General features: G+C 71.7%; 17 protein-coding genes. 10 read left to right on the top strand and 7 right to left on the bottom strand.

Translation table 11 applies throughout. From position 1 onward, the window contains the following. Positions 1–17: 17 nt before the first annotated feature. Positions 18–911 (bottom strand): methylenetetrahydrofolate reductase [NAD(P)H], encoded by an 894-nt coding sequence (gene metF / locus IC63_RS13260; RefSeq protein ID WP_052042233.1) that lies wholly within the window; start codon positions 909–911, stop codon positions 18–20. Positions 912–996: 85 nt separating this feature from the next. On the opposite strand from metF, the gene IC63_RS13265 reads away from it, so the two are divergent. From IC63_RS13265 to IC63_RS13275, 3 genes are all read left to right on the top strand, one after another. After that, positions 997–1884, top strand: a complete 888-nt coding sequence (locus IC63_RS13265) for a LysR family transcriptional regulator (RefSeq protein ID WP_036721030.1) — start codon at positions 997–999, stop codon at positions 1882–1884. A 182-nt stretch (positions 1885–2066) separates the two neighbouring features. Beyond that, entirely contained in the window at positions 2067–2858 is a 792-nt protein-coding gene (locus tag IC63_RS13270) for an inositol monophosphatase family protein (RefSeq protein ID WP_036721031.1), read from the top strand. Positions 2859–3098: 240 nt separating this feature from the next. Further along, positions 3099–3950, top strand: a complete 852-nt coding sequence (locus IC63_RS13275; protein ID WP_036721032.1) for a DMT family transporter — start codon at positions 3099–3101, stop codon at positions 3948–3950. Here the strand turns inward: IC63_RS13275 and IC63_RS13280 are convergent. Continuing rightward, positions 3901–6204, bottom strand: a complete 2304-nt coding sequence (locus IC63_RS13280) for a lytic transglycosylase domain-containing protein (protein ID WP_084115864.1) — start codon at positions 6202–6204, stop codon at positions 3901–3903. The genes IC63_RS13275 and IC63_RS13280 overlap by 50 nt on opposite strands. A gap of 122 nt (positions 6205–6326) precedes the next feature. Here IC63_RS13280 and dapA point away from each other — a divergent pair, with 122 nt between their 5' ends. Further along, positions 6327–7202, top strand: coding sequence for a 4-hydroxy-tetrahydrodipicolinate synthase (dapA, locus tag IC63_RS13285; RefSeq protein WP_036721041.1), 876 nt, complete (start codon positions 6327–6329; stop codon positions 7200–7202). A gap of 54 nt (positions 7203–7256) precedes the next feature. On the opposite strand, the gene IC63_RS13290 is transcribed toward dapA, so the two are convergent. Then, on the bottom strand, positions 7257–8375 hold the full coding sequence (locus IC63_RS13290; protein WP_036721033.1) for a pyridoxal phosphate-dependent aminotransferase: 1119 nt from the start codon (positions 8373–8375) through the stop codon (positions 7257–7259). A 162-nt stretch (positions 8376–8537) separates the two neighbouring features. Between IC63_RS13290 and IC63_RS13295 the strand changes: the two genes are divergently transcribed. Next, positions 8538–8951: a hypothetical protein gene (locus IC63_RS13295; protein ID WP_036721034.1), complete on the top strand. Its 414-nt coding sequence runs from the start codon at positions 8538–8540 to the stop codon at positions 8949–8951. A gap of 94 nt (positions 8952–9045) precedes the next feature. On the opposite strand, the gene IC63_RS13300 is transcribed toward IC63_RS13295, so the two are convergent. Together IC63_RS13300 and IC63_RS17035 are read right to left on the bottom strand one after the other, a co-directional pair. Continuing rightward, positions 9046–10707 (bottom strand): thiamine pyrophosphate-binding protein, encoded by a 1662-nt coding sequence (locus IC63_RS13300; RefSeq protein WP_036721035.1) that lies wholly within the window; start codon positions 10705–10707, stop codon positions 9046–9048. Between the two features lie 88 nt (positions 10708–10795). Then, a complete protein-coding gene (locus IC63_RS17035) occupies positions 10796–11041 on the bottom strand; it encodes a hypothetical protein (protein WP_052042234.1) in 246 nt (81 codons plus the stop codon). A 148-nt stretch (positions 11042–11189) separates the two neighbouring features. Between IC63_RS17035 and smpB the strand changes: the two genes are divergently transcribed. From smpB to IC63_RS13320, 3 genes are all read left to right on the top strand, one after another. Beyond that, positions 11190–11663, top strand: a complete 474-nt coding sequence (gene smpB, locus IC63_RS13310) for an SsrA-binding protein SmpB (RefSeq protein ID WP_036721043.1) — start codon at positions 11190–11192, stop codon at positions 11661–11663. A 109-nt stretch (positions 11664–11772) separates the two neighbouring features. Then, positions 11773–12627 (top strand): 3-mercaptopyruvate sulfurtransferase, encoded by an 855-nt coding sequence (gene sseA / locus IC63_RS13315; RefSeq protein ID WP_036721036.1) that lies wholly within the window; start codon positions 11773–11775, stop codon positions 12625–12627. Then, a complete protein-coding gene (locus tag IC63_RS13320) occupies positions 12627–13811 on the top strand; it encodes an amino acid aminotransferase (RefSeq protein ID WP_036721037.1) in 1185 nt (394 codons plus the stop codon). Before sseA ends, IC63_RS13320 begins: the two co-directional genes overlap by 1 nt. Positions 13812–13924: 113 nt before the next feature. On the opposite strand, the gene IC63_RS13325 is transcribed toward IC63_RS13320, so the two are convergent. Both IC63_RS13325 and IC63_RS13330 read right to left on the bottom strand, forming a co-directional pair. Next, positions 13925–14113, bottom strand: coding sequence for a DUF1127 domain-containing protein (locus tag IC63_RS13325; RefSeq protein ID WP_036721044.1), 189 nt, complete (start codon positions 14111–14113; stop codon positions 13925–13927). A gap of 339 nt (positions 14114–14452) precedes the next feature. After that, complete coding sequence (locus IC63_RS13330; RefSeq protein WP_036721038.1) at positions 14453–15169, bottom strand: 16S rRNA (uracil(1498)-N(3))-methyltransferase; 717 nt, start codon at positions 15167–15169, stop codon at positions 14453–14455. 14 nt (positions 15170–15183) lie between these two features. Here IC63_RS13330 and ubiA point away from each other — a divergent pair, with 14 nt between their 5' ends. Further along, complete coding sequence (gene ubiA / locus IC63_RS13335) at positions 15184–16128, top strand: 4-hydroxybenzoate octaprenyltransferase (protein ID WP_036721039.1); 945 nt, start codon at positions 15184–15186, stop codon at positions 16126–16128. Between the two features lie 63 nt (positions 16129–16191). Next, on the top strand, positions 16192–18296 hold a 2105-nt coding region (locus IC63_RS13340; RefSeq protein ID WP_052042235.1), incomplete at its 3' end, for an OmpA family protein.

The following is an 18296-nucleotide window of genomic DNA, read 5'->3' on the forward strand; positions in this document are numbered from 1 at the left end:
GTCCCCGACCCGCCCGATCAGGCCGCGTGCTCGGCCGCCGCGACGCCCAGCGCGGCACAGACATCGGCGGTCAGCTCGGGACGGTTCAGCGTATAGAAATGCAGCCGGTCCACCCCGCCGGCGATCAGCCTGGCGCTCAGGTCGATCGCCATGTCGCGGGCCAAAGCGCGCTCTCCGTCCTTGCCGGCGCGGACGAAGGCGTCCTCCGCCCATTGCGGCACGCTGGTGCCGCAGCGCGCGGCGAACCGCTTGGCGCCGGTCCAGCTTTGGATCGGCAGGATGCCGGGTATCACGGGCGCGTCCACCCCGGCCGCCACGCAGGCGTCGCGGAACCGGAAGAACGTGTCGGCGTCGAAGAAGAACTGGGTGATCGCGCTGGTCGCCCCCGCATCCACCTTGCGCTTGAGGAACGCCACGTCGGCGGCGGTGTCGGCGCTGTCTGGATGCGGCTCGGGATAGGCGCCGCAGCGGATGGTGAACCCGCCGCGGCGGGCGATCGCCTCGATCAGCTCGACCGAGCTGGCAAAGCCGTCCTCATGCGCCGCCCAGGCCGCGGCGCCCTGCGGGGCGTCGCCACGCAGGGCCACGATCTCGCGCACCCCGGCGGCGGCATAGTCGTCGACGATCTGCATGGTCTCGTCGCGGGTCGCCTCGACGCAGGTCAGGTGCGCCGCCACGTTCAGCCCGTAATGGCTGGCCAGCGCCGTCACTGCCTCGTGCGTCAGCTGCCGCGTGGTGCCGCCGGCGCCATAGGTGACCGACACGAAATCCGGCGCCAGCGGCGCCAGCGCGCGTGCGGTTTCCCACAGCTTGAAGGACTGGTCGAGCGTCCTGGGCGGGAAGAACTCGAAGCTGACGGCGGGCACGGAACGGGTGGGCACGGCACGGGTGGGGACAGAACGGGCGGACATGGGCGATTCCTCTTTCCAGCGCTTGTGCCACGCGCACCGTCGTGAGACAAATTCATATTCTGCAAGATAAAGTTGAGCCTCGCTCATGCATCTTGAACTGCGGCACCTGCGGACGATCCGCGCCATCCACGACAACGGCGGGCTGGCGCGCGCGGCCGAGGTGGTGAACATCACCCAGTCCGCCCTGTCCCACCAGGTCCGCGCGATGGAGGATCAGGCCGGCACCGCGCTGTTCCTGCGCCAGACCAAGCCGATGCGCCTGTCCCCCGCCGGGATGCGCCTGCTGGCCCTGGCCCGGCAGGTGCTGCCGCTGGTCGAGGCGGCGGAATCCGAAATGCGCGGCGTCACCCAGGGCCGCGTCGGGCGCATGCACATCGCGATGGAGTGTCACGCCTGCTTCAACTGGCTGCTGCCGGCGCTGGACCAGTTCCGCCACCTGTGGCCGCAGGTGGACATCGACGTGCGCGCGGGCCTCGCCTTCACCGCGCTGCCGGCGCTGACCCGGGGCGACGCCGACCTGGTGATCTCGTCCGACCCCGAGGAGCTGCCCGGGGTCAGTTTCGAGCCGCTCTTCGACTATCACCCCCTGCTGGCCGTCCCCGCCACCCACCAGCTGGCCGGCCGCGACAGCGTCGAGCCCGCCGATCTGGCCACGGAAACCCTCATCGCCTATCCGATGGACCGGGCGCGGCTGGACGCGTTCTCGCATTTCCTCGACCCGGCCGGGGTGCGCCCGGCGGCGGTGCGCGAGATCGAGCTGACCGACGTCATCCTGCTGCTGGTCGCCTCGGGGCGCGGAGTGGCAGTGCTGCCCGACTGGGTGCTGGCGCGCGAGGCCCAGAACCCCGACATCCGCACCCTGCGGCTGGGCCGCAAGGGCGTGACCCGCCGGCTGTACGCGGCGATCCGCGACGAGGACCGCGATCTGCCCTTCATACAGGACATGCTGCGGCTGGCGCGAGGGGCGCGGTAGTCTCGGCGTTGCAATGGCGGCGGCCGCGCGGGTGGGACGGCCGGCGCCTCCGGCGGGGATATTTTCAGACAGAAGATCGCAGGCCGGCTTGTTCGCGGCGAAATGCGGGCGCGCTCTGCGCCGCTTTTCATTCCCGCCGCTTTCGCCTAATCCCGCAGGCCAGCCCCGAAAGGATTCCCCGCATGGCCTCCGCCAATCTCAACGTCATGATCAAGGCCGCGCGCAAGGCGGGCCGCAGTCTCGTCAAGGATTTCCGCGAGGTCGAGAACCTGCAGGTCTCTTCAAAGGGCCCGGGCGATTTCGTGACCCGCGCCGACCGCGAGGCGGAGCGGATCATCAAGGAAGAGCTGCGCGCCGCCCGCCCGAACTATGGCTGGTGCGGCGAGGAAACCGGGACCGAGCCGGGCGAGGATCCCACCCGGCGCTGGATCGTCGATCCGCTGGACGGGACCACGAACTTCCTGCACGGCCTGCCGCACTGGGCGGTCAGCATCGCGCTGGAACACAAGGGCGAGGTGGTCGCCGCGGTGGTCTTCGACCCCGCCAAGGACGAGCTGTTCAGCGCCGAAAAGGGCGACGGCGCCTTCGTCAACGACCAGCGCCTGCGGGTGTCGGGGCGGCGCGACATGAACTCGGCGATCTTCGCCACAGGCGTGCCGTTCGGCGGCCGCGGCACCCTGCCCGCGACGCTCAAGGACCTCGCGCGGCTGATGCCGGTCTGCGCCGGGGTGCGGCGCTGGGGCTCGGCGGCGCTCGACCTCGCCTATGTCGCGGCGGGCCGTTACGACGGCTATTGGGAGCGGGGCATCAACGCCTGGGACGTGGGCGCGGGCTGGCTGCTGGTCCGCGAGGCGGGCGGCTTCGTGGAACCGATCCGCCCGCATGACGGCCCCGGCGTCGACGCGGGCGACGTCGTCGCGGCGAACGCGCAGCTGTTCGAGACCTTTTCGGGCATCATCCGCAGCCGCGACTGACCTCGCCGCAACGGTTCGGGGCCATACGCTGGGCGCATGGCTGGGTTGCCCGGCGCGGACCGGCTCGCCCGAGGCTTGACGCCGGGTCCCTGCGCTGTGACGGATGGTATACCGTTTATTCGCGCAGTCATCGCCATGTCCCGTCCCGGCCAGCCGGCACCCGTTTCCGGTTCTCGACCCCCGCTTGCCCGCGCCGTCGCCCGCCGGCAGCGCCTTGACGGGCAGCGCGCGGGCATCCTGATGATCTGCCTCGCCAGCCTGATCTTTGCCGTGCAGGACGCCGTGTCGCGGCATCTGGGCAGCCTGTATCCGCCGGTCTTCGTGACCATGCTGCGCTATTGGTTCTTTGCCGTCTTCGCCGTGGTCATGGCGGCGCGCGGCCCCGGCGGCCTGCGCGCGGCGCTGCGGTCGCCGCATCCGGTCGCGCAGACCGTGCGCGGCCTGATCCTCGCCTTCGAGGTCGTGCTGATGCTGATCGCCTTCGTCAAGCTGGGCATCGTCGAAACCCACGCCGTGTTCACCGTCGCGCCGCTGCTGGTCGTCGCCCTGTCCGGGCCGATGCTGGGCGAGCGGATCGGCTGGCGGCGCTGGGTCGCGGTCGGGGTCGGGTTCATCGGCGTGCTGGTGGTGCTGCAACCGGGGTTCCGGGTGTTCTCGCCCTGGGCGATCCTGCCGCTGGTCTCGGCGCTGATGTTCGCGGTCTATGCGCTGCTGACCCGCCGCGTCTCGGCCGAGGACAGCGCGCTGGTCAGCTTCGTCTGGACCGGAGTCGCCGGCGCGGTGGGCATCACCCTCGCCGGGATCTGGTTCGCCGAGCCCATCGCCCGCGCCGACTGGCCGTGGATGGGGGCGCTGTGCCTGACCGGGGCCGCGGGGCACTACCTGCTGATCCGGGCCTATGAACTGGCCGAGGCGTCCAGCCTGCAGCCCTTCGCCTATACCCAGCTGGTCTGGGTCAGCCTGATCGGGGTGTTCCTGCTGGGCGAGCGGGTGGCGCCAAACGTGATCCTGGGGATGGTCATCATCGTCGGCGCGGGGCTGTTCACCTGGTGGCGGACGCTGCGGGTGCAGCGGGCTGGTTCCGGGCGCTGACCTCGCCATCCGCGGCCGCCGCATCGGGCCGGCGCGGCGGCGCGACCGTGGCCCGCGGCACGTCCAGCGCCCGCGCGATCTGGGCGATCTGCGCCTGCGGCTGGGGCGGCTCGGCCCGCTCGGGGCCATCGCTGGCGGGCGCCGCGGCGGGCGCAGGCGCTGCGGGCAACTGGCCCGAGGCCGCCATCGACCGCGCCGTGACCGCCGCCAGCCCGACCCATCCGGGCAGCGCGGGCGGGCGGTCCGACAGCGCCAGCACCAGCGGCGAGATCGCCGGCGGCGGCATCGACACGCCCCCGCGCAGGTCCCAGGTCGGCACCAGCGGCACCGGGTGCCCGGCGATGCGGGCGCGATAGATCGGCAGCGCCTCGGCCACCCGCATGACGTAGTTGCGGGTCTCGTCGAAGGGGATCATCTCGACCCAGTCCACCGGATCGACCCCGTGCCGCCCCGCGACCCGCAGATCGCCAAAGTCGCGCAGCCAGCGCGCCGACCGGCCTGGCCCGGCATTGTAGCCGCCCGCGACCAGCGCGATGGACGGGCCAAAGCGATCCCTCAGCCCCTGCAGATAGGCCGCGCCCAGCCGGGCGTTATAGGCCGCATCCCGGGTCAGCCGCGGCAGGTCAAAGGGCTCGCCGATCACGCGGGCCATCGACCGCGCGGTGTCGGGCATCACCTGCATCAGTCCCTTGGCCCCGGCATGCGAGCTGACGGTGTGGTTGAATTCGCTTTCCCGCCGCGCGATCGACAGCACCAGATCAGGGGGCAGGCCCAGATCCGAGCGCTCCAGCCCGGTGAGCGGGTAATAGATCGCCGGCCAGATGCCGCCCTTGCCCGCCGCGGCCTTGCCCAGCCGCAGGGCGTCCCAGGGGCGGTGCAGCTCCATCATCAGCCGCGCCATGCGGGCGATGTCCTCGGGCGGAGCGGTTTCGGCGAGATGCAGGAAGAACCGCTGCGCCTGCGCCGGGTCGCCCGCCGCGATCAGCCACAGCCCGGCCTGGAACACCGGGTTTTCGCGCAGAGCTGCGCCGCGCCAGTCGGGCAGGCTGTCCACCGCCGCGCCCGGCAGGGCGAGATCGGGCTGCATCGGCGCGCCGATGCGTTCGGCGGCCAACTGGCCGTAATAGGCGGTCTGGTGGCGGGCGGCCTCGGCAAAGCTGGCGGTGGCGGCGGCGGAATCGCCCAGCGCCTCGGCGGCGCGGCCGCGCCAGTAATGGGTGCGCGACAGGGTGATCGGGCCGCTGTCCTGCGCCGGCAGCAGGGCAAAGAACCTGGCCGCGCGATCCGCCGCCCCGGCGCGCAAGGCGGCATAGCCGGCCAGCCAGTCGAGCTCGAACGCGTCCTCGCCGTCGGGCAGGAAATGGTAGGCGGCCAGCCGTTCGGCCAGCCCCCAGTCGCCGGCGCGCAGGGCGGCGCGGGCATAGTCCTTGCGGCGGCTGGCCCAGGCCGCCGGGTCGCGCAACGCCTCGGCCGAGGTCGAGCGTTGCAGCATCAACTCGCGCGCGAGGTCCCCCTGCTTGGCCGCCACCCGCCAGCGAAAGCGGTCGAGCGCCAGCCCGGCATCGTCACGTTGCGCCTGCGGCAGGGCGAGGATCAGCGCGTCCACCCCGCTGCGCCGCGCCTGCACGGCGATGCGGACGCGCGCGAGGTCAGCCTCGGGTCCCGCGGGCACCAGCGGCAGCATCCGTTCCGCCGCCTGCCATTCCCCGGCATCCAGCAGCATCCGCAGCCGGGCCGGGTGATGGGCGGCCAGCGCCGGGCCGTGATCGGCGATCAGGGCGGTTTCCGCGGCAGCGTCCAGCGCCGTGGCGCTGGTCCAGAAGGCCGCGGCGGCCGCGTCGCGCCTGTCCGGGGGCTGGGCCGCGATCCAGGCCCGCGCCCCGGTCAGGGTGGTGGGCATCCGGTCGCCGAACCAGGCCAGCACGTCGGCGGCGGGCAGATCGGGGCGCAGCACCGCCTCGCCCCGGCGCCAGAACAGCTCCATCCCCGGCCAGTCGGCGTGGCGGGTGGCAAAGTCGCGGTATTCGGGCCAGGTCCCGTGCCCGGCCCGCAGCCGCTGCCACAGCACCAGATCGACCGCCATCGGCCCCGACTGGCGCGCCGCGGCATCGGCGGCCGCCCAGTCCCTGGCCCCGGCGGCGGCCAGGGCGCGGCGGATCGCACCGGCATCCTCGGCGCCCGCGGGCGCGGCCACAGCCGCGGGCAGCAGCAGCGCGGCCAGCATGGCGGCGGTTCGGATCAGGCGGGCGGTCATGCCCTGCAATCTGGGGATGCCAAGGCGCATCGGCAACTCACATCCGCGGCAGGCGCGCTTGGCAAGCAAATCCTGCGGTAGTATGCCCGGCGGAACGCCCCTTTCAGATGGACCGCCGCGTCATGTTCCAAGGCTCTCTGCCCGCACTCGTCACCCCGCTGCGCGAGGATGGCGAGATCGACTGGCCCGCGCTGGAACGGCTGGTCGACTGGCACATCGACCAGGGCAGCAACGGGCTGGTCCCGGTCGGCACCACCGGCGAAAGCCCGACGCTGACCCATGCCGAACACGAGGCGGTGGTCGAGGCGGTGGTCCGGGTCGCCGCCGGCCGCATCCCGGTGATGGCAGGGGCGGGGTCGAACAACACGCGCGAGGCGATCGGGCTGGCGCAGCACGCCTGCAAGGTCGGCGCCGACGGGCTGCTGGTGGTGACGCCCTATTACAACAAGCCCACCCAAGAGGGCCTCATCGCGCATTATACCGCCGTCCATGACGCGACCGACAAGCCGATCATCATCTACAACATCCCCGGCCGCTCGGTCGTGGACATGACCCCCGAGACGATGGGCGAGCTGGCGAAGCTGCCGCGCATCGCCGGGGTCAAGGACGCCACCGGCAAGCTCGAGCGGGTGTGCTGCCAGCGGATCACCTGCGGCACCGACTTCGTCCAGCTGTCGGGCGAGGATGCGACGGCGCATGGCTTCAACGCGCAGGGCGGGGTCGGCTGCATCTCGGTCACCGCCAACGTCGCGCCGCAGCTCTGCGCGCAGATGCAGGCGGCCTGTCTGCGCGGCGATTACGCCGAGGCGCTGCGGCTGCAGGACCGGCTGATGCCGCTGCACATCGCGATCTTCATCGAGCCGGGGCTGGTCGGGGTCAAATACGCCATGTCGCGGCTGGGCCTGTGCGGCGAGACGGTGCGCCTGCCGCTGGTGCCGCTGACCGCCGGGACGCGGGCGCGGGTGGACGCCGCGCTGGCCCACGCCGGGCTGGTCTGAGCCGGACTGGTCCGAGCGGCCGGGCCGGGGGCCAGCCCCGCCGACGCCGGCCTTCTAACCGCCCGAAGCCCCCTGCCGCGCCATGGCGAGTGCGTGCGGCAGCGCCTCGGCAAAGGCATCCAGCGCCCCGGCCGGGCCGCAGCTGACGCGGATGCAGCGGTTCTGCGGGGCGACCCAGGGCATGCGCACGAAGACTCCGCGGTCGCCCAGCGCGGTCAAGACAGCACGGGCGAAGTCCCCGTCGCCGCCGCAATCCACCGCGACGAAGTTCGTGGCCGAGGGCAGCGTGGTCAGCCCGTTGTCGCGCGCGATGGCCGCGATGCGGTCGCGGGCGGCGGCGACCTGCGCAACCGTGCGGTCCAAATGCGCCGTATCCGCCAGCGCCGCCAGCGCACCCGCCTGCGCGATCCGGTTGACGCCGAAGTGGTTCCGCACCCGGTCGAAGGCGCGGATCATCACCGGGGCGCCGATGGCCCAGCCGATCCGGGCCCCGGCCATGCCGTGGGCCTTGGAAAACGTCCGCATCCGCAGCACCCGCGGATCGTCCGGGTCGATCCGGGGCAGCGCCGGCGCGAATTCGGCATAGGCCTCATCGAGGATCAGCAGGATGTCGTCGGGCAGGGCGGCGAGGGCGGCCTCGATCACCTCGGGCGGATGCCAGCCACCCATCGGGTTGTCGGGATTGCACAGATAGACCATCCGCGCGCCGATTTCGACCGCCCGGGCGACCAGCGCCTGCGGGTCCTGCCGGTCGTCGCGATACGGCACGCGCAACAGTTCACCGCCAAAGCCGGTGACGTGGAAATCGAAGGTCGGATAGCCGCCTTCCGAACTCACCACCCGGTCGCCTTGGGCCACCATCAGCCGCACGGCGAGGCCCAGCAGCGTGTCGATGCCCTCGCCCACCACCACGTGCGCGGGCGTGACGCCGCAATGCGCGGCGATGGCGGCACGCAGGTCGTGGTTGGTCGGATCGCCGTATTTCCAGACCTCGCCGGCCTCGGCCTGCATCGCGGCAATGGCGCGCGGCGACGGTCCGAAGCCATTCTCGTTCGCGCCCAGCCGGGCCGCGAAGGGCGCGCCGCGCTGGCGCTCGAGCGTCTCGGGGCCGACGAAGGGGACGGAATCGGGCAGGCGCGCGGGCAGCGGGGCAAGCGTGGGGATCTGGCGCATGGGGCGTGGGGTCACGGCTGAGGGCTGGGAATCCCCTTGTCTGTGACGGTTTTGCGGCAGCGGCGCAACACTGCGTTCCCGACATGAACCTTACGGAAAGGATTTTCTGCGAGCCTCGGTCGCACGGGTGGATGATGACCCAAAAACGAAAAGGTAGGGACAATGATCCTGAGCAGTATCTCCGCGGGCCGGCTGACCCCCCTGGGACAGATGCGCGCCTGTTCGAACCTGTTTCACCTGCTGCGCGACGCCGCGCGGGAAGAGGCCGTGCTGCGGCGCAACCGCGTGAAGCTGCCGCGCGACATCTGCCTGGACGTGCTGACCGAGCTGGAGCTTGTGGCCACCCTGCTGGACCGCGACCTGCGGCGCGAGCTGATGGCGGCGCATGACCGTTTCGCGGAAACGACCACGACGCTGAACGGCGGCCGGATGCCGAACCCGCAGATCGGGGCGAACCTGCAATTCGCCATGTCGCTGGTGGGCCAGGTGATCGAGGCGCTGGCGATGACGCTGATGGTGCGCCATCCCGACCAGGTGGCGATGGGCGAACGCATCATCGCCGACATGCAGGACTGACCGGGGGCGGCACCCCGGCCAGACGGCAGCGGCGACAGGTCGCTGCCGTATCGCGCGCGGCGGCAACTTGGCGCTGCCGCACCCGCCCCGGCGGCTATCCCTTCGTCGCCTTCTCCCCGGCGGCCCGCGTCTCGCTGAGCGTCGCGCCGGTGGTCAGCGCCTCGGGGTCCAGCCGCAGCTCGATCAGCGCCAGGCCCCCACCGGCCTGCGCCCGCCCGAAGGCCGCGCCGAAATCGGCGCCGTCGGTCACCAGCTCGCCATGCCCGCCATAGGCGCGCACCAGCGCCGGGAAGTCAGGGTTAAAGAGGTCGGTCCCCGAGACCCGCCCCGGATAGTGCTTCTCCTGATGCATCCGGATCGTGCCGTAGCGGCCGTTATTCGCCACGATCACGATCACCCCTGCACCCTCCTGCGCGGCGGTGCTCAGCTCGTTCACCGTCATCTGCAAGCAGCCGTCGCCCGCCATGCAGATCACCGTCCGGTCGGGATGGGCGATCTTGGCAGCGATCGCCGCCGGCAGGCCGTAGCCCATCGACCCCGAGGTCGGCGCGATCTGCGTCCGGGCCCGCTTGAAGCGGAAATAGCGGTGCACGAAGGACGCATAATTGCCCGCCCCGTTGGTCAGGATCGCGTCCTCGGGCAGGTTCGCGGACAGCCAGCAGACCACCTGCTCCATACGCACCGCGCCGGGGGTGGGCTTCGGCGTCTGCCAGGTCTCGTAATGCGCCCGCAGGCTTGCGGTCCAGTCGTCCCAGCGCCGCGGTGCCTCGGTCCCGGCCAGCGCCGCCAGCACCGTGCGCGGACAGGCGGCGATTCCCGGATCGGCGCGCCACAGATGCCCGATCTCGTCGGGGTCGGGATAGACATGGATGATCCGCCGCCCCTGCGCGCGCGGGTTCATCAACTCATAGCCCGCGGTCAGCGTGTCCCCCAGCCGCGAGCCCAGCGACAGGATGCAGTCGGCCGCGGTCAGCGCCTCGCCCAGCCGGCCGTTCATCCCGACGCCCAGGTCGCCGACATAGTTCGGATGCCGGTTGTCCATGTAGTCCTGGCGCCGGAACGGCACCGCGACCGGCAGCCCCCAGCCTTGGGCAAAGGCGGTCAGCCGGTCGGCATCGGCCTGCGACCACAGCGCGCCGCCGGGCACCACGATGGGCCGCTCCGCCCCCGCCAGCGCCTCGCTGATCGCGTCCAGCTGCGCCGCCGAGACCCCCTGCACCGGCCGCGGCGCGGGCGGCAGGTCGGGCGCGTCCGAGTCCGCCGACAGCATGTCCTCGGGCAGCGCCAGCACCACCGGGCCGGGGCGCCCGGACTGCGCGAGATCAAAGGCGCGGGCGACGTATTCGGGGATGCGGTCGGTCTGGTCGATCTCTGCCACCCACTTGGCCAGCCCGCCGAACATCTGGCGGTAATCGACCTCCTGAAACGCCTCGCGGTCGCGGTCTGACCGGGCGATCTGGCCGACGAACAGGATCATCGGCGTCGAATCCTGCCGGGCGACATGGACCCCGGCGCTGGCATTGGCGGCGCCCGGGCCGCGGGTCACGAAGCAGATGCCGGGCCGCCCGGTCAGCTTGCCCCAGGCCTCGGCCATCATCGCGGCCCCGCCCTCCTGCCGGCAGACGGTGTTGGGGATGCCCACGTCGTAAAGCCCGTCCAGCGCCGCGAGAAAGCTTTCGCCGGGGACCGAGAACACCCGCGTCACCCCGTGCAGCGCCAGCGCATCCGCTAGAATCCGTCCCCCGTGCCGTGCCATGCCGCCTTCTCCCCCTTGGTCCTCAGCCGGCGCGACCTTGCGGCACCGCGGGCGGCGCGGCAAGCCCGGCGCGAGGGGGGCGGGGCGATCAGTGGCGCTCCACGCCCCCGCCATTCGGGGCGGCCGGATTCGGGACGGCCGGATCGGTCTCGGACCGGGCCCGCCGCCCGTGCCGGCGGGTCTGGCGCAGGCGCAGGTCGAGCACCCCCTCCATCAGCACGGCGTTCATCAAGCCGAAGTTCGGCAGCCCGCTCGCCGCCGCCATCCCCGCGAGGATGCGCCGCTGATGCGGCGGCAGGATGTCGCCAAAGCCCAGCGCGGTGAAGGTTTCCACTGCGAAATGGTGGACAGCGTCAGCGCCGCGCCAAGGGCGATCTGTGAGAACACCGCATCGCAGCCCCGTGGCCCTGGCTAGAGCGTGCGCCCGGCGCTGGAAAGCCCGCCTTTACTTGCGCGGGCCTGCCGCCTATCTGAACCCGATCATGGCGCAGGCAAAATCAGACCCGAACTATAAGGTGATCGCCGAGAACCGGCGGGCGCGGTTCGACTATTTCATCGAAAGCGACATCGAGGTCGGGATCGTGCTGACCGGGTCGGAGGTCAAGGCGCTGCGCACCGGCCAGTCGAACATCGCCGAATCCTACGCCAGCGTGGAAAACGGCGAGCTGTGGCTGATCAACGGCTATATCTCGTCCTACAAGCAGGCCGGCGTCTTTGGCCACGAGGAACGGCGCCACCGCAAGCTGCTGGTCAGCCGCAAGGAACTGGCGCGGCTGTGGCAGGCGATCGGGCGCGAGGGCATGACGCTGGTCCCGCTGGTGATGTATTTCAACCACCGCGGCATCGTGAAGCTCAAGCTGGGCGTCGCCAAGGGCAAGAAGAACCACGACAAGCGCGCGACCGAGGCCAAGCGCGACTGGGGCCGCGAAAAGCAGCGGCTGCTCAAGCAGGGCTGACGAGGCGGGCGGGACAACGGCGGCCCGCGCATCGTCCGCTGGACGATTGCAGGGGCGGGCGGGGACGGTTAATGCTCGGCTCGCACCCGGATACGCGAGGAGGCCCGCCATGACTGACGATCCGAAGACCCTCGTCTCGACCGACTGGCTGGCCGCGCATCTGGACGATCCCGACCTGCGGATCATCGACGGCAGCTGGCACATGGCGGCCAGCGGCCGCGACGCGTGGGCGGAATACGAGGCGGCGCACATCCCCGGCGCGCGGTTCTTCGACATCGACGCCATCGCCGACACCCGCAGCGAGCTGCCGCACATGGCGCCGCCGCCCGAGCTGTTCGTCAGCCGCCTGCGGGCGATGGGGATCGGTGACGGGCACCAGGTCGTCGTCTATGACAACGCCGACACCCACTCGGCGGCGCGGGTCTGGTGGACCTTCCGGCTGATGGGCAAGACAGACGTTGCGATGCTGGATGGCGGTTTCGCCAAGTGGCAGGCCGAGGGCCGCCCGGTCGAGGACCTGCCGCCGATCACCCGCGACCGGCACATGACCGTGCAGCGCCAGGCGGCGCTGGTCCGCGACGTGACCCAGGTGGCCGCGGCGTCCAAGCTGCGCGACCAGCAGATCGTGGACGCCCGGCCGCCCGGCCGCTTCGCGGGCACCGACCCCGAACCCCGCCCCGGCCTGCGCGCGGGCCACATCCCCGGCGCCCGCAACGTGCCGGCCGGCACGCTGTATGCCGCGGACGGCACCATGAAGCCGGTCGCCGACCTGCGCGCGGCGTTTGAATCGGCCGGCGTCGACCTGTCGCGTCCGGTCATCACCACCTGCGGCTCGGGTATCACCGCCGCCAGCCTGGCGCTGGCGCTGGAACGGATCGGCAAGCGGGACTGGTCGCTGTATGACGGCAGCTGGGCCGAATGGGGCAGCTATCCCGACCTGAAAATCGAAACAGGAGACGCCTGATGTTCGGCACCCTCAAGCCCCAAGCCCCCGACAAGATCCTGGCCCTGATGGGCGAATTCAAGGCCGACACCCGGCAGGGCAAGATCGACCTGGGCGTCGGCGTCTACAAGGACCCGACCGGCCTGACCCCGGTCATGCGGGCGGTGCGCGAGGCCGAAAAGCGCATCTGGGACGCCGAGACGACCAAGACCTACACCACGCTGATCGGCGAGCCCGGCTATCTGTCGGGGATGAGCCGGATGGTTCTGGCCGACGCGCTGGACACCGACCGCACCGCCGCCCTGTCCACCGTCGGCGGCACCGGCGCGATCCGGCAGGCGCTGGAACTGGCGCGGATCGGCAACCCCGACCTGACCGTGCACGTGTCGGACCCGACCTGGCCGAACCACGTCTCGATCCTGAACTTCATGGGCCTGCCCACGGCGACCTATCGCTATTTCGACGACGCCACCCGCGGCGGCGATTTCGAGGGGATGAAGGCCGACCTCGCCCGCGCCAGGAAGGGCGATCTGGTGCTGCTGCATGGCTGCTGCCACAACCCGACCGGCGCCAACCTGACGCTGGACCAGTGGCGCCAGGTGTCCGAGATCCTCGACCGCACCGGCGCGGTGCCGTTCGTCGACCTGGCCTATCAGGGCTTTGGCGACGGTCTGGACGAGGATGCGGCGGGCACCCGGCTGGTGGTCGGCAATGCGCCCGAGGCGCTGGTCGCGGCGTCCTGTTCCAAGAACTTCGGCATCTACCGCGAACGCGCCGGCGTGCTGCTGGCCAAGGTCGCCGACCCGGCGCAGCGCGACCTGGCGCAAGGCACGATGTCGTTCCTGAACCGGCAGACCTATTCCTTCCCGCCCGACCACGGCGCCCGGATCGTGATGACGATCCTCGAGGACGCCGCGCTGACCGCCGACTGGAAGGCCGAACTGGAGGAGGTGCGGCTGGGCATGCTGGGCCTGCGCCAGCAGCTGGCGGCGGAACTGCGCGAGCTGACCGGCAGCGACCGCTTCGATTTCCTGGAACATCACCGCGGCATGTTCTCGCGTCTCGGCGCGACGCCCGCGCAGGTGCAGAAGATCAAGGACGAGAACGCGATCTACATGGTCGGGGATTCGCGGCTGAACATCGCCGGGCTGAACCGCGACAGCGTCCCGATTCTGGCCCGCGCCATCGTCGAAGCCGGAGTCTGATCCGGCCTCGGGGGCGGTCCCGCTGGGGCCGCCTTTTTCGCCGGGGCCGCCGATGAAAAAAGAGGGCCGGGAGAAGCTCCCGACCCTCGGATACTCAGCACCTTAAAGGCGGTTCAGACGCCGCGGGCGACCCGCTCAATGTCGCCGCGCGACAGGCCGATGTCGGTCAGTTCGCGGTCGGTCAGGCGGTTCAGCTGGTTACGGGTCTCGCGGGCATCGGCCCAGTGAATCAGCGTGTCGGCGATGCGGCCGAAAAAGCCGGGACGCGCGGCGCAAGCGCGGAAGGTTTCGATAGCGGACATGGGTTCACCTTTGTTCTTGCAGCGGCCTGCCATCACCGGACAGGCACATGAAATCTGGATGCCCAATTACATAGTCGATTGCCGGTTTTTCCGCCACGCCCGGGACGGAATTGCAGCCATGCACCCAATGCAACATTCGGCACAGTCATAAACTGTTAACATGGCTGACGTTTTCGAGAGCCTGCGCATATTCTGTCGCCGGTTACGGAAATCGTCGAACAAACGCCCGATCTTACCCGACGAAAAAGAGATTTATTTCGACATCAGCCGTCAAGGCGCATGATCGTGAGAATTCTAGCTTTTGCCTAATCGCGACCATCACGCGACTGTCGCCGCGAATCACCAGTCCCCCAGCGCCGCCTGCCACAGGGTCAACGCCGCCACCGCCGCGGTATCGGCGCGCAGGATTCGCGGCCCCAGACCGATGCGGGTGACGCAGTCCATCGCCGCCAGCCGCCGCCGCTCGGCCTCGCTGAAGCCGCCCTCGGGGCCGATCAGGATCGCCCACGGCCCCCGCGGCAGCGCCGCGAGCGTGTCGGCTTGCCCGGCCAGCGCCTCGTCCGCCCACAGGATGCGGCGGGCGGGATCCCAGCCGTCCAGCAGCCGCGCCAGCGGCGCCAGATCGGCCACCGGGGGAACGAAGGTGCCGCCGCATTGCTCGGCCGCCTCGATGGCGTGGGCCTGCAGGCGGTCCTGCCGGATCCGCTCGGCATTGGTGTGGTCGGTCTGCACCGGCTGGATCCGGGCCGCGCCCAGCTCGGCCGCCTTTTCGACGATGAAGTCGGTGCGCGCCTTCTTGATCGGCGCGAACAGCAGCCACAGGTCGGGCGGGTCCTGCTGCGGGGCCGCCGCGGCGATCAGCGCCACGGCGCCGCCGCGCTTGCCGACAGCCTCAATCCGCGCGGTCCAGGCGCCGTCGCGGCCGTTGAAGACCTCGATGTCCGCCCCCGGCCCCTGCCGCATCACCCCGGACAGGTAATGCGCCTGCGCCGCATCCAGCGGCACTGCTTGTCCGGGGACAAACGGGTGATCTATGTAGAGCCTGATCTTTCCCATCCTGGCGAGACCCTATGCAGTCCGACGCGCCGACGCCATCGGTTTCCGACGCCCCCAGCGGCAACTGGGTGGACCGGCTCGCCCCGCCGGCGTGGCGGCCCTGGCTGCGGCTCAGCCGGGCCGACCGGCCCATCGGCACCTGGTTGCTGTTGCTGCCGTGCTGGTGGGGGACCGGGCTGGCGATGATCGCCGACCGGCCGCGCTGGGTCGATCTGTGGGTCGCCCTCGCCTGCGCGCTGGGCGCGGTCGCGATGCGCGGGGCGGGCTGCACCTGGAACGACCTGACCGACCGCGATTATGACGCGATGGTGGCGCGCACCCGGTCGCGGCCGCTGCCCTCGGGGCAGGTCACGGTGCGCGGCGCCTGGCTGTGGCTGGCGGCGCAGACGGCGCTGGGCGCGGTGCTGCTGCTGACGCTGGGCGGGACGGCGATCGTGCTGGGGATCGCCTCGCTGGCGCTGGTCGCGATCTATCCCTTTGCCAAGCGCTTCACCTGGTGGCCGCAGGTCTTCCTGGGGCTCGCCTTCAACTGGGGGGTGCTGTTGGCCTTTGCCGCGCATGGCGGCACGCTGCACCCGGCGGCGGTGCTGGCCTATGCGGCGGGCATCGCCTGGACGCTGTTCTACGACACCATCTATGCCCACCAGGACACCGAGGATGACGCCCTGATCGGCGTCAAGTCCACCGCCCGCCTGTTCGGCACCGACACCCCGCGCTGGCTGCTGGGCTTTGCCGCGGCGGCGGTGGTGCTGCTGGCGACGGCCGTGGCCGCGGCCCGCCCCTCGCCCGTCGAGGCGCTGATCGCGATGGCCGGCGTCGCCGGCTTCGCGGCGCATCTGTGGTGGCAGCTGGGGCAGCTGGACACCGGCAGCCCCGCCACCTGCCTGCGGCTGTTCCGGTCCAACCGGGACGCGGGGCTGATTGTTGCGCTGTTTCTCGCCGTTGCCGGGCTGGTGTAATTGCCTGCCGGCGGCAGCGGCCCTACATCGGGACGGTCCCCGAAACAGCCCAGGATCGGCCTGATGACCCCCACCGACCGGCGCCCCCGCCGCAACCCGCTTCGTGCGCGTCTGGCCGCCGCGGTGCTGTTGGCGCTGGGCGCGGCGGGGGCGTGGGGGGCGGCGCGGCTGGGCACCGGGCTGGTCGAGCAGCACTCGGCCGCCGCGGTGCGAAGCGCGCTGGCGCAGGGCGGTTTCGACTGGGCCGAGGTCGCCGCCGACGGGCTGAGCCTGCGGCTGGCCGGCACCGCGCCCGACGAACTGAGCCATTTCCGCGCCGTCACCACGGCCGCCGGGCAGGTCAGCGCGGCCCGCATCGACGACGCCATCGTGGTGCCGGCCAAGCCCGAGGCCGCCCCGCCGGAGTTCCGCGTCGAGGTGCTGCGGAACGGCCAGGGCAGCTCGGTCATCGGCTTGGCGCCGCGAAGCCTGGACCGCGCCGCGATCCTGCAGCGGCTGGCCCGCGCCGCCGGCGGCACGGCGCCGACCGACCTGGTGGAGCTGGTCGATCAGCCCTCGCCCCCCGGCTTCGACGCGGCGGTGGCCTTCGGGCTCAGCGCGGCCGAGCTGGCCCCGCGCGCCAAGGTCACCGTCACCCCGGGGCGGGTCGAGGTGACCGCGGTCGCCGATGGCGCGGCGGACAAGGCGCGGCTGGAACAGACCCTGCGCGATGCGACCCCACCCGGCGTGACGCTGGTCGCGGACATCAGCGCGCCGCGGCCGGTCATCGCGCCCTTCGTGCTGACCGCGACCCGGACCGAGGCGGGGCTGCGGCTGGACCCCTGCGCGGCCGACACCCCCGCCGCCCGCGACCGCATCCTCGCGGCCGTGCGCCAGGCCGGGGCGAAGGCCGACTGCACCGTGGCGCTTGGCGCGCCCTCGCCGCAATGGGCGGATGCTGCGGTGGCCGCGATCCGGGCGCTGGCGGACCTGCCCGCGGGCCGCGTGACGATCAGCGACACCACCGCCACGCTGGACGCGCCGGCGTCGGTCCCGCAGGCCCGCTTCGATGCTGCCGAGCGGGCGCTGAGCGCCGCGCTGCCCCGCATCTTCAGCCTGACCGCCTCGCTGGAAAAGGCGCCCGAGACCGCCGAGAACGCGCCGGTGCGCTTTGTCGCGACGGCCGGGGCGCAGGGTGGGGTGCAGCTGCGCGGGGCGGTCAGCGACGACCGGATGCGGACCGCGCTGGAAAGCTTTGCCGGCGCCCGCTTCGGGCAGGTGGATAGCGGGCTGACGATGAACGCGGACGCGCCCGCCGGCTGGACGCTGCGCGTGATCGGCGCGCTCGAGGCGATGGCGGACCTGCAGCGCGGGACGGTGACCGTGACGCCCGACCTGATCCGCATCGCCGGCACCACCGGCAGCAGCACGGCCGCCGAGGCCACGGCCGACCGGCTGTCGCGGCGGCTGGGGCCGGGCGCGCGCTATGAGCTGGCGCTGACCTATGATCCGCGGCTGGACCCGGCGCTGAACCTGCCCACCGGCGAGCAATGCGTGGCGCGGCTGAACGACACGATGGCAGAGGCCGAAATCGGGTTCGAGCCGAACCGCTCGGTGATCGCCGGCGATCCGACGGAAACCGTGTCGCTGCTGGCCGCGACGATGAAGGAGTGCGGCGATTTCCGCATCGAGATCGGGGGGCACACCGATTCCCAGGGGTCGGAGCCGTTCAACGCCGAGCTGTCGCAGGGCCGCGCCGCCGCGGTGCTGGAAGCGATGCAGGCCGCCGGCATCGCGACCGACCTGATCGCCGCCAAGGGCTATGGCGAGACCCGCCCGGTCGCCGGCAACGACAGCGAAGCGGGCCGCGAGGCCAACCGGCGGATCGAGTTCCGCCTGCTGTCACCCTACCCGGTGAGCGAGAGTGCCAAGGCCGCCGAGGTGGTGACCGGCGTGACCGAGGCCCTGCCGGACGCCGAGGCCGAGGCGCCTGCCGCGCCCCCGGTGACGGCGAGCGCGCCGATGATCGACCGGCTGCCCGGCACCCCGCCCGATCTTGCCGGGGCGGTCAATGCGGCGGAAACCGTCGCCGCCGACCAAGGCGCGGCGCAGGCGGGGGACGCGCTGGCGGGGACGGGCGGACCCGAACCCTCGGACCTGCCGGCTGACCCTGCAGCTGAAGACGCAGA

It is taken from the genome of Paracoccus sphaerophysae (genome assembly GCF_000763805.1).
Lineage (GTDB): Bacteria > Pseudomonadota > Alphaproteobacteria > Rhodobacterales > Rhodobacteraceae > Paracoccus > Paracoccus sphaerophysae.